Source organism: Candidatus Obscuribacterales bacterium (assembly GCA_019744775.1).
In the GTDB taxonomy this organism is placed as follows: domain Bacteria; phylum Cyanobacteriota; class Vampirovibrionia; order Obscuribacterales; family Obscuribacteraceae; genus SBAT01.
Map to the genome: position 1 here is coordinate 580003 of JAIETZ010000003.1, position 12501 is coordinate 592503.

At 47.4% G+C, this 12501-nt stretch carries 10 protein-coding genes; 2 read left to right on the forward strand and 8 right to left on the reverse strand.

The annotated features are described in order from the left end of the window. The first annotated feature begins 19 nt into the window (after positions 1-19). Positions 20-1030: an MBL fold metallo-hydrolase gene (locus K2Y22_09345; protein ID MBX9878650.1), complete on the forward strand. Its 1011-nt coding sequence runs from the start codon at positions 20-22 to the stop codon at positions 1028-1030. Between the two features lie 101 nt (positions 1031-1131). Next, positions 1132-1821 carry a hypothetical protein gene (locus K2Y22_09350; protein MBX9878651.1) on the forward strand — a complete coding sequence of 230 codons (690 nt, stop codon included), beginning with the start codon at positions 1132-1134 and terminating at the stop codon, positions 1819-1821. Here K2Y22_09350 and K2Y22_09355 read toward each other — a convergent pair. From K2Y22_09355 to K2Y22_09390, 8 genes are all read right to left on the reverse strand, one after another. Further along, positions 1818-3056, reverse strand: coding sequence for a hypothetical protein (locus K2Y22_09355; GenBank protein ID MBX9878652.1), 1239 nt, complete (start codon positions 3054-3056; stop codon positions 1818-1820). The genes K2Y22_09350 and K2Y22_09355 overlap by 4 nt on opposite strands. Positions 3057-3062: 6 nt before the next feature. Continuing rightward, positions 3063-4343, reverse strand: a complete 1281-nt coding sequence (locus K2Y22_09360; protein MBX9878653.1) for a hypothetical protein — start codon at positions 4341-4343, stop codon at positions 3063-3065. Beyond that, positions 4344-5663, reverse strand: coding sequence for a DUF1574 domain-containing protein (locus K2Y22_09365; GenBank protein ID MBX9878654.1), 1320 nt, complete (start codon positions 5661-5663; stop codon positions 4344-4346). 12 nt (positions 5664-5675) lie between these two features. Then, positions 5676-7016, reverse strand: coding sequence for a hypothetical protein (locus tag K2Y22_09370; GenBank protein MBX9878655.1), 1341 nt, complete (start codon positions 7014-7016; stop codon positions 5676-5678). A gap of 455 nt (positions 7017-7471) precedes the next feature. Beyond that, complete coding sequence (locus K2Y22_09375; protein MBX9878656.1) at positions 7472-8200, reverse strand: response regulator transcription factor; 729 nt, start codon at positions 8198-8200, stop codon at positions 7472-7474. Positions 8201-8249: 49 nt separating this feature from the next. Continuing rightward, complete coding sequence (plsY, locus tag K2Y22_09380; GenBank protein MBX9878657.1) at positions 8250-9947, reverse strand: glycerol-3-phosphate 1-O-acyltransferase PlsY; 1698 nt, start codon at positions 9945-9947, stop codon at positions 8250-8252. Positions 9948-9959: 12 nt separating this feature from the next. Next, positions 9960-11324, reverse strand: coding sequence for a ribosome biogenesis GTPase Der (gene der, locus K2Y22_09385; protein MBX9878658.1), 1365 nt, complete (start codon positions 11322-11324; stop codon positions 9960-9962). Positions 11325-11371: 47 nt separating this feature from the next. Next, positions 11372-12463, reverse strand: coding sequence for a hypothetical protein (locus K2Y22_09390; protein MBX9878659.1), 1092 nt, complete (start codon positions 12461-12463; stop codon positions 11372-11374). Positions 12464-12501: the final 38 nt, after the last annotated feature.

Sequence of the window (12501 nt, forward strand, 5' to 3'; positions counted from 1 at the left end):
TATCTGTTGATGGTGAAGTATGGCTGATAAGAAAAAGATGGTCCCCGGGAATGTGCCAGGCGATTTTTTCGTCGATACGACTTGTATTAATTGCGACAACTGCAGGGCTTTGGCGCCTACGGTGTTCGGGGAGTTTGGGGATTATGCGGGTGTTAAGAAACAGCCGGAAAATGATGAGGAAGTGCGGGCGGCGTTGCATGCGCTTGTTTGTTGTCCGACTGGCTCAATTGGGACTGCCGAGAAGCATGATATTAAGGCGGCGATGGCCGACTTGCCGATTCATATAGACGGTGGGATTTATTATTCGGGGTTCAATTCGCCAAAGGCTGCCGGCGGACAGAGTTATTTGATGTTGCATGATGGCGGCAATTGGATGACGGATTCGCCGAAGTTTCATCCGCATGTGACTAATTGGATTGATGAGCATGGTGGGTTGAAGTACATATTTCTGACGCATAGGGATGATGTGGCGGATGCGAATAAGTATGCAGAGAAGTATGGGGCTAAGCGAATTATTCATAGAGAGGATTTGGAAGCGCAGCCAGATGCTGAGATTGTTATTGAGGGCATTGAGCCGGTGCAAATTGATAACGATTTTCTGGTAATTCCAATGCCGGGACATACGGAAGGGCATTGCATGATGCTGTACAAGAACAAGTATTTGTTTTCCGGTGATTCGCTGACGTCGAATTACTATCGTAAGGATGGGCTGGAATGCTGGGGTCCATTGTGGACTTGGTATTCGTTTGATGTGCAGACAGAGTCGTTGGAAAAGCTACGTAAATACGATTTTGAATGGATTCTGCCGGGGCATGGGCGTCGCTGGCATGTGGATTCGGCAGAGATGAAGCGTCAGGTGGAGAATATGCTGAATCAAGCTCAGCACGAGCCGCCACCTAATTGGAAGATTAAGCTAGCCCATGTGGAAGCCTATGCGGACTATATGGAGAAGTCTCACCAGCCAATTTATGCGGCTAAACAGCGCAAGATAGCCGAAGAAATCCGGGCCCAGATGGCGATTACGAAATAGTTTGTTTGTCCTGTCCAATATTGAGCCTGTCCGTATAGATAAAGTCACGAGGGTTCATATTTCTGTTGCCGTCTAAACGGACAGAAACAGGGGAGGACTAAATGTCAGGACTGGATACTATTGAGTCAAATGATAAGCAAGCTGGTGCAACAGTTGATGCGTCGAGATTTACTGATTACATAGCGTCAAATGATGTTGGAAGTGCTGGTTATCGTCAGATGAGTGGGGCGAAGTATGATTCGGCGAAGCCGGTCGGTGGGCAGGTTATGGTGCCTAAAATGGACGAATCCATTTATCCGAAGGCGCAAGAAAAACCAAAATTACTTCAAGGACATGCTTCAGTAGTTGATCCTGATGCCGGTAATGAAGACGTTATGATTGGTTGGAATAAGTGGGCGAAAGACGTTCAACTACAGAGCAAGAAGAATCTCAATGAGTTTTTGACCCATCCAAGCAAATTGACGATAAATGATGAGGCTGTGACACAAGCTGACATGCTGGAAGGGATTGATCAGCAGAATAGATTTGCGGTTAAATTCGATCGCAACGGGCATGTCGCGCAAATCAAAAAGATGCAGAGTTCCGGTAATAAGATATTCGACAAAATATCCGAGACAGCGATAACGGATTTGGATGGTACAGATACTGTAGATTTTCCGACGGGATCGCATCGCCAGGTTAGTGATGTTCTTGAATTTGGTTTTCGTCCAGGTGCTGGGCGTGATGATTTACGACAAATGAGCGCTGAGCGTGTCACTCGTCCGAGAAACTACTACGATTCAGACAACTAGTGAACTTGCTTGATGGCAACTGGCTGATTGGTCAGTCCGGCAGTTAGATTGCGATCGTCTGAAATTGAGTTTGCGATATTGGTCAGCAACTTCAATCCGCCGTTTGCGTTCAAGTGCACAGTGTCTAGATAGTCTTCTAGAACAAAGTCAGGACTGGTCGACATGTCTGCAAGGGTTGCATTGTTCTTATTGCACAAAGTTGAAATGTTGGTGCGGAAGACCTTCCAGAAGGTATCGGGTAACAGTGCTCTATTTGGTCCAAGGCTGGGCATCATGACGATAAGTGTTGGCACTTTTGATGCATTGAGACGTTCCAGCAAGTCACTAAAGAATGCAAGTTCGCTTGCATACAATGGTGGGTTTGGATTTGTGTAGCGATTTACGTATTCAGCAGTGTTGTCTTTGAATAAGTAAGGCATAAAGGCTGGGACAAACCAAGAGTCTTTCTCTACCTTGGTAGAAGAGGCGAACATGCCCTTCATGAAGTCTGCTTCTTGAGTTGATTTTTTAGCGACAGCTGTTGTCTTGGGAAGAAACTTGGCTGGCGAATAAGTTGTTTGCATTTCGGTTTTCAAACGACCTAGCGGTAGGTACTTATTGATGTACCAATTCATTTGACCGAAGTAATCGCCAAATGCGAGTTGGGCAAGATTGCCTGGATCCGCACATTGGGAGAAGAAGCGAAATGGTTCAGTTGTGCCGGCAGAAGGAAGCGTATTGTCGATGAAGATGCGTGGCGAGATGCCTATGACTACAAGCTTTGGTTTCTCTGTGTCTGCATTGTCTAAGAACAGACTGCGGGCGATAAGGTTGTGATCAGAAGCCATTGAGCCGGCCATAGCTGCGTTAAACACAGATACAGGTCGTGCCAGCTTGTTGGAAAGTCTTTGCTCAAGTCCTTCTACATGGCGATGAGCAATAACATCAACCTTCTTGCCTGATGCTTTAGCATCAGCTGTGAAGATAGCCGTTGCCATTTGTGAGTCGCCAAGGACGACAACATCGGGAGTTCGCTTCTCATCGAGATAGGCTTTGGCAATCCACCACGGCCAAGTTTTAGACATACTTGTCGTGTCTGATTCGTCGTTTTGTTGGACGAGTTGTTGCAAGTCTTTCTGTGGCGTGAATAATCCGAATGCGGATGTTTTCCAAACAACAAGATTAACCAAAGCAAAACCAGCCAGGGCATAAATGAACCGGCTGGATAGTTTAGAGGTGTTGTTGTTGTCTGGCATTATCCTCTACATTGTGGGTTCAGATTTCTTCTGATCTTTTTCTTTTTTTTGTTCGGCAAGCGCTTGGTGTTTTTCCAAATTCTGTCCGGACATGACCAGAAGGCTTGAGCTACGCTCGTTCACTTGCAGTGTGGCAACTAGGGTGTCGAAGAATTTCTTGGCGCCAAAGGCATTTAGGTGTACGGAGTCGTGGAAGTCGCCGCGTTGATCGTATTGAGGGAAGCTCGCCATGTTGTACAAGCTTGTATTGTTGTTGATTGAAAACTGTTGTAGGTCACTTAGGTAACGAACATAAGCACCTTGTGGTAGCATGCCGACGTTGTAGAGAGTAATTGGCATATTTACGATGATAAGTTCCATGCGCTCTTTGTGACAGAAATCAGCAAGCTCTCTCAAGAAATGGAATTGCAATTTATAAGTGTGTGGGTCCGGATTGCGGTAGCGGGACATGTATTCGACTGTGTTGTCCTTGAATTCCGCTGTTTGTTTTGTGATTGGCCCAGCCATGACGGCTTCCGGATGAATCTCGCCAGGCATGTAGCGTGGTAGAAGTTTGACTCTGTCCCACCAAGTAAAAGGCGTTTTCGTCCATGGTGCAGGAAGCGCGGCAGCGAGGAATTTGTTCGCTCCGTCAACGAAAGCAAGTCTGAAGTCGAGGGATGAACCGTATAAATAGACGGCGCGTTGCAACCACCATTCAAGTTTGTCGTCAGATTTGCGGAAGGCGACATCGGTTAAGTCGTCGGCGTTGACCAGACGGCGCAAATAACGAAATGGTTCAGTATCGGCAGGTGATGACAAAGTGCTGTCGATAAAGTCACGCGGAGCTACGCCATAGATGACGATGTCGGGGCGCTGAGCGGTGTTGACCATCGCTTTGAGTGTAAGCAGCGCATCCGAAGGCATTTGTCCGGGAGCCGCCAAGCTAAAGGTGTTGAATGTGCCGCCGAAGCGTGTGCGAAGTAAATGTTCTAGGTAGCTTGCCTTGTGATAGTTGGCGAGATCTAAGCCTTTGCCGAGGTAGTTGGAATCACAGCCTGCTATGGCGCTCACCATCAAAGATGAGCCAAGTAAAGCAACGTTATTTGTTTGCTGTTGCTTGCGCAAGTCATTCATCGTCCACCAAGCCCAGCCGCGATAACCAAACTTGTATGGATCAAAATTAAAAGGTGTATAGAAAGACAAAGCCCAGTTTAGAGCTAGGAAAAGACCCATAGCAAAGAAGAAGGAACTTCTAAATGGACGAAATGCCTGTTTTTCAGCTGGTTGTTGTGAACCGGGTTCCATTTAGAGCGAGTTGCCTTTGCGTTGTGCTAGGGATTTAGTATCGATTTCTACATTGCCTTTGTTCAAGTAAGACAAAGTGGTGCTGTCCAATCTAATAGTTTCAACCAAACAGTCGAGCATTTTCTTTCCGCCATCCGGACTCAAGTGAACAGTGTCCATAAAGTCTGTGACTTGAAATGCGCCGCTGTTGTGCAAGTCGACATAACTTGCGCCTTTGGCTTTTGCCAGGGCTTTGACGCTGTTCATATATGCGCCCCAGGCTCTGTCTGAAAGCAACGAGCGATTTACATCTGTGATTGGCATCGCCATGACGACAACGTGAATACCTCGCTGTTTAGCAACGTCCAAGAAGCTGGCAAAGAATTGCATTTGGGTAAGGAAAGTGTCCCACTTCAATTCTTTGTAGCGCTTGCGATATTCAGCGAGGTTGTCGAAGATGCCGCGCTTTTTGTCTTCAGCTGTTTCAGGGCGGAAGAAGGCTTCGCCAACTTCAAGCTCTGCAGGACGATAGGCCGGAAGCAATTGGCGGCGGTCAAATATCGAAAATGGCTTAGCCCCTTTTGGTGCAGGCAATACATCATTGATGACGGTATTGGCAAGCTTTGCCAGTTTGTCAGTTATCTTCTCGCGGTCTTTGTAGAAATAGAAGACTTTGCCAAGTTCGTAGTCTAAACGAGCTTGCCAGTCAGGCAAGAACAGCGATGCATGGTCGTCAATTGAACCAAGTTGACTCAATAAACGAAACGGATCTGTTGCTGATGGACTGGGCAACAAGTTGTCCATGAAATCACGTGGACCGACTCCATAGACAATTACATCGGGCTGCTTGTCATCTTTCAACAAGAAGTTGGTCACCATGTAAGCGTCAGATGGCATTTCACCAGGCAAGGCAAACGTATAAGCACTCGCTGAATAGCCTGTGCGGCGCTTCAGTTGATCTTCGAAATATTGTGAATGGTGATGCTTTGATCCGTCCAATTTCTTGTTCAGGTAGTTAGCGTCGTTGCCTGAAAGCGGCACGAGCATTAAGGATGAGCCAAGAAAGACAACGTTCTTGCGATCGGGTGCATTGATGAAATCATTCACTGCCCAGCCAACCCAAGACTTGTCCAGCTTGTAATTGTTGGCGTTTTCCTTGCTCTTTCCGGCGATGTAATAGTTCAGTGCAAGAAAGATCATTAGGGCAACCACCGCAGTGCTGCCCTTTAGGAGGCGTGTTATGGGACAACCTGAAGACTGTGCGCAACTCGCCAACTCTGACGGAGTTGATTCACACAATCTTTGAGCCGCCGCATTCTTTGTAGCTTCGGTCTCTTTCATGTGAATCTACCGTTAGAACTGGAAGTAGATGAACTTTGGTGATGTGTCTGGGCTGAATACGGTCAGTACGCACATCAATGCCACCATTACGCAGACTTGGAGAGCCCACGGTGGGGATTGGTAGAAGCGCTTGTCGTTCATCCAGTCGATAACGACTTGAGAGATCATCAAGATTGGCAGAATGATAAGTAGTGCCGGGAAGATGATTGGATCTCTTATCTGCAGAATGTTCAACTGGCTGGCTGTGAAGTGGAGAAGATCCACTGGAGCCATCATCATTTTGCTGAGCATTTGGCCGGCGATGTTCATATCTTCAGCTCTGAAGAATACCCAGCCGATAACAACCAGGTGGAAAGTTACGACCACTGATACCCAGTGATACACCTTCGAGTTGACCAACTTTTTGGCAACACCTAATGCTTCGCAAAGTTTTTGATATTCCTTGTGCAAGACAAGTAAGATGCCGTGGAATGCGCCCCAGATGAGGAAGTGCATAGCTGCACCGTGCCAGAGTCCGCCTAACGCCATTGTTACGAATAGGTTTCTGTAGCTCTTCCACTGGCTGCACTTGGAGCCGCCCATTGGAATGTAGAGGTAATCGCGCAACCAGGTTGACAGCGAAATGTGCCAACGATGCCAGAAATCTGAAACGTTTGCCGAGATGTATGGCAGATTGAAGTTGATCGGTACTTTGTAGCCGAAGAGCAACGCCGAACCACGAGCGATATCCGTATAACCGGAGAAGTCGAAGAAAATTTGGAAGGCATATGCGTATGCGATAAGCCAAAGATCAACTGAACCAAAATTTGCCGGATGAGCAAATCCTGCCTCAACTGCTAAAGCCAAATTGTCGCCAAGGATGAGCTTTTTGAACAAGCCCATGAGAATGAGGTTCATGCCCTGGTCAACGTATTCCCATTTGAATTTTGCCGGAATGGACAATTGTGGAATGAAGTCCATGTAACGCTTAATTGGACCAGCAATTTGTGTTGGGAAGAATGAAGCGAACAATGAGAAGTCGATGAGTGACTTAACTAATGGCTTGCCGCGATAGACTTCGACTGCGTAGTGAATAAATTCGAATACGAAGAAGGAAATACCTAACGGCAACAAGATGTGCAAGTGTGGCTCTCTCCAAGCTACACCGAATAAATCCAAGCTGTCTTTGAGGCAGGTGATTGTGAAGGTTGCGTATTTGAAAATGCCCAAGGTGATTAAGTTGGCGGCGACGATAAGTCCGACCATCCACTTTTTGCCCTTTTCGGTTTTTGCTTTTGTGATTAAAGGCACCAAAAGGAAATTGCCGAGCGTGAGACCGGCAATGAGAAGTCCGTAGATTGGACGCCACGACATATAAAAGATATAGCTTGCCACCAAAAGTAGTGGCACGCGCAATCTGTGTGGACAAATCCAGTAAAGGAGGAAAACCGTTGGTAGAAAAACCAGATACTGAAGGCTTGTGAATAACAAAGCTTTGTCTCCCTATAGGTCGGCTTGTCAAGCGCTCGCAAATCAGCGCAACACCGAAATAATCGCTTACCGGTTTCCAGTAAGCGTCTGACCAATAATAATGTCTAGATTTCAAGGATGTCTAGTCAAAACTAGTTCTCTTAATCTAAAAGCTTTTATATAGAAGAAAGTAAAAGGGCGCATGCAATGCGCCCCTACGAGAACTATGCGCTCTTGACAGCTTGAATTTGTCATTCTGCGGCGATAGCCGAAGAATCTGCCGTGGCTATCTCTGGCGCAAGTGATGCAACTCGAACGTGCTGACTTACGGCAGATCCTTCACTTCGTTCAGGATGACGCTAGTCGTTGTTGTCGCCAGCGGTTGAACGGGAAAAGCCTTCGGCTATTAGCTGGTAGCCGCCGCCATAGACGGTTTTGATGTACTTGCGGTCGCCTGTCTCAAGGCGTGTGCGCAAATGGCGAATATGCACGCGTATCGTGTCCACATCGTCATCTGGCGAGTATCCCCAGACTTCTTCCAGAAGCTTGCCTGTGGATACGGTCTGACCGTGATGCTGCATCAAGCAGTGGAGAATTTCAAACTCGGTTGGTGTCAGCTTGACGATGCGTTCTCTGACCTTCGCCTGCAGGTTTTCCGGAATTAGCGTTATCTCACCGGCAGTGAGAATTTCCGGTAGCGAAGCCGACGGTGGAACGGTACCTGCACGGCGCAGAAGCGCTCTGACGCGTACTTGAAGCTCGGGAATCTCAAATGGTTTGACCAAATAGTCATCAGCACCTGAATCAAAGCCGCTGACCTTGTCATGAGTCATGCCAAGAGCTGTAAGCATCAAAACAGGAATTGTTTGGGTTGTTGGATTTTGACGGAGGCGTTGGCAAACAGTGAAGCCATCCAAATCTGGCATCATGACATCCAGGACGATTAAGTCCGGACGATTTTGCTGAGCAAGCGCCAGTCCCTTGATACCATCGGACGCCGTTGCTACCTGGTGTCCCAAGAGTTCAAGGTTTACTTTGACCAATTCGGCAATAGCCTGGTCATCATCGATTACGAGAATCCTGCTCAAGTTCAAACTCCCTTTTTCGGGCTTACTTGCCATACTTACCTTTCACTATTTACCCGGCATTTCCTACAGTCAATTTTACCGGCACTTTAATTAATTTGCCGTGCCTGAGAACAGTCAATGTAACTAATTGTCCTGGTTTCAATTTATCAACATAAGACAACAGGTCATCTGCTGAGCGAACTTGTTGATTATCAACCATTGTTATGACGTCGGCTTGCGTGCTGTCCACCGATTGGATGGTGAATGCACCTTGCTGATAAACAACATTTTTTGGTCCTTGCAGTCCGGCTTTGGCGGCAGGACCATTTGGATCAAGTCTCATCACGCGTAAGCCAACATCGAGTTGTTGAACGGCTTCGATGCCGGTGTCCGGGCGAATAATGCGGTGATGAGCAATAAGCTCAGGCACCAAATTCTTCGCGATGTTTATCGGAATGGCAAAACCAAGACCGGCAGATTGTCCAGAGCGCGAGAAAATTGCTGTGGTGATGCCGACCATTTGTCCTGACGAATCAAGTAGAGGTCCGCCTGAATTACCGGGATTTATCGCAGCATCTGTCTGAATAATGCCTTTGATAAGTCTTCCTGAGCCTGTCTGCATTGTTCTGCCTGTCGAGGAGATAATTCCTACAGTCAGTGTGCGTTCTAAACCAAACGGATTACCGATTGCCAAAACTTTTCTTCCGACTTCCATCTTGGAAGAATCACCGAATGGAACAACAGTGAGTTTTGTATTTGCCGGCGGTACGATTTTGACAATCGCCAAATCATTTGCCGGATCAGTGCCGACAATCTCAGCAGGTACATTGGCTCCGTTAAATAGCGTGACGCGCAAGCGCTGCGCCCCTTCAATCACGTGATTGTTGGTGAGGATATATCCTTCGGGGCTGATAATTACGCCGGAGCCAAAACCTTCTCTGGGAATTGCATTCAAGAAGAAGTCGCTTTGTATCGACTGAGTGGAAATGTTGACCACAGCCTGATTGGTTGCTTTGTAGACTCTGATGTTGACCGCTTCGTCGGGTAACAATCCTGTCGTGCCGTTTGTGGCAGCAGGCTTTGCCCAGACTGCAGATTGGCAAACCAATAACGTTGTTAGGAAAAAGAGGATCAGTGAGCTGAACAAGCGCTTTTCTTCTCCTCGCATAATGCGACCAATGTTGTCTTTGTGTCTGAATATTACATATGATGCGCCCATGGCGATGTAGAGGACAAAACTAATCGGTGCTTTATAGGGATAAGTAACTGTTGCAACTGATATGACGGCAACGACAGCGGCAGTCATTGATGCAATGCTTATGATGCGTGTTGTCAGTCCAATTAAAGCGAAGATAGCGAATGTAATTGCAGCAGCTACAGGTTGCATGGCGATCACATTACCGAGAGCAGTTGCCGCGCTCTTGCCGCCTTTGAAGTTCAAAAATATTGACTTGCTGTGACCAATGAGTGTCATTGCTGCCACTATCGGCGGTATTATCATCCAGTCTCCGTATGGTATCGCATCGAGCACTCTTGCTTTCTGCAAATAGATAGCAAGCCAGACTGGGAAATAACCTTTGAATACATCAGCAATCAGCACAAAAACACCAGGGCCTTTGCCGACTGTTCTGGCAACGTTAGTTGCGCCGGTTGAGCCGGAGCCGACTTCTCTTATGTCTATGCCTTTTAGGAGTTTACCGACCCAATAGCCGGTCGGAATTGAACCTAGTAAATAACCTAATGCAATCAGCCCGAGTGCTGTCAGCATGAGTGTCCTCCGTCATTTTCTTTCTTTGGGTCGTGTAATAAGTCTAATTGGCGTACCGGAAAAACCAAATGCTTCTCTGATACGTCTTTCGAGATAAGTCTTGTAGTTGTCAGTCAAAAGTTTGTTGTCGTTGACAAACAATACAAATGTCGGTGGGAGAACTGATACTTGCGTGCTGTAGTACACCTTGAGGCGTGTGCCGCGCTTGGATGCCGGCGGTGGTGTAATGGCTACTGCTTCATTTACAACCTGGTTGATTAAAGAGGTTGAAATGCGTCTGGTGCTTTCTTGCAAGGCGCGGTCGGCTGCTTCAACAATCTTGGGTAAGCGCTGCTTCGTGTGTGCAGAGGTGAAGACAATCTCTGCATAATTTAAGTGGCGCAGTTCTCGTTTCGTCTCTTCAATAAGATCGTTCATTTGCGCCGAAGATCTATCTGGAATTAAGTCCCATTTGTTGAGTACTAATACTACCGGTTTGCCGGCCTCTTCAATCTTGCCGCCGATTTTTTGATCTTGATCAGAAATCGGTTGGCTGACATCAAGCACCAGTGCCACCACATCTGCTCTGCTTATTGCTCTTAAGGAGCGTACAACAGAAAATGCCTCAATGCCGTAATCGACTTTCGATTTGCGCCTAATTCCGGCTGTATCGATGAGGGTGATTTCGTGACCCTTGAATTTGAACTTGGTATCGATTGCATCACGAGTCGTACCTGGCTCTGCGCTGACGATCATGCGTTGCGTGCCTGTCAACACATTGACGATTGATGACTTGCCGACATTCGGCTTGCCGACAATTGCCAGTGAAAAGTCTTTTTTGGCTTGAGGCTCTGCGTTTTCGTCTTCTTCGGTGAATTCAACCGGCTTGTCTTCTTTGGGTGGGAAGAATCCAATTATTTTATCGAGAAGGTCGCCTACACCACCAGAACCTCTTAGAGCTGAAAGCGAATTTGGTTCGCCTAGCCCCAGACTGTAGAAATCGCTTAAGTTGATTTCTTCTTTCGGCTCGTCAATTTTGTTGACGGCAAGAATAATTGGTTTCTTTGACTTGCGCAGCATATTTGCTACGTCTTTGTCGTGTCCGGCAACACCGGATTTACCGTCAACCAGGAAGACAATGACGTCAGCTTCTGCTACTGCTTCAGCGACCTGTTCAGATACTGCTGAGGAAATGTGCTCCTTGCTGTCTGGTACCAGACCACCGGTATCGACAAGAATGAAGTCACGCCCTGACCAATCGCATTCGCGATACAAACGGTCGCGCGTGACACCAGGGCTATCATCAACGATAGCGGCTTTGTCACCGACACAACGATTGAAAAATGTGGATTTCCCGACATTGGGGCGCCCGACAATGGCGACCACTGGTTTGAGCATGAGGAACTACCTAAGTTCTGTTTGTTTCATTTGTGAACACTATTGTGTCACATGCTTGGTTCAGTTTCATCTGGGTCGGATTCGGCGCCAGGCTGGGGTTTAGACTGGGTTCCGAACTGCTTGCCAAGCTTTGGCTCTTGAGTTTCCCACCATCTGAGCAAAACATCCTTGGCTGTATTTAAGTAAACGGCAATTTCGGAGTCTCCGCCTTGATCCGGGTGGGTACCGGGGCGTGTAATTTCGCGCTTCCAAGCCTCCATAATTACCTGCCTGCTGAGTTCTTCGGGTCTTATGCCTAATACCAAACAAGATTTACGAATATCCGGTGGAACAGTTCGTAATATAAAGCCCTTAGGCGCCTGTTCTGAAGTGCGCGCAAATCCTGAGGCGGCCAAACCCTTACCTTTGCCTTGAGCAGGATCAGCCTCTGTTTTGTCTCGATGCTGCTTCAAAATGTTGCGCAACTCTTCGGTGGAAATGGTATTTCCCATCTCGTCGTGCTGCTCGTCTTGCCCTTCCGTTTGATCTAATTGTTGATCGTGAGACTGTATTTCACTCTGATATTGTAGGTCTTCCGACCAAGCGGGAGGCGGTGCTTCTTGTGGTTCATCATACGAATAGTCAAAGCTTTGTGGCGCTGAGTACTGCTCGCTTCTGTCGTAAGCGTTGAATGTGTTTTCTTCAGCAGGCGGTTCACTGGGTGCTTCTTCTGTGAATGCGCTGCGGCTTTCCTCTGGGAAAGGAGCACCATCGACTAAGTAAATGGATGCTTCGTCCCAACCTGCTTTGTAGCCGCGCTGCCAGTTGTCTTTTTGCTGTTCTAAAAGTTCGGTGTTTTCCAATTCCAACTGGTGAACTCGCTCTTGCAGAGCAGCCACACTTTGAGTGCCTTCCGATGTCTCGTGGGGTGCGTCAGGAACTGCTTCATCAGTGTGAATCATTGGCAGTCCTGCTTTCTGGCGTGCTTCGTTTATCAACTCCATCGCTTCACTGTTGCGATAGATGTTGGTGCGAGCGGTTTTCATCTCGTCAGCTACAGTGTACGGGTTGATATCCCACGCTCTTGAGCGCAATGCAGATATCGCAGCAAGTACAACTTGCTTGTCTATTTTTTTCGGGTTGGTTAAATCGCGTAGCATGTACTCTAAATATGCCCCAGTCCTCTTTATCGTAATTG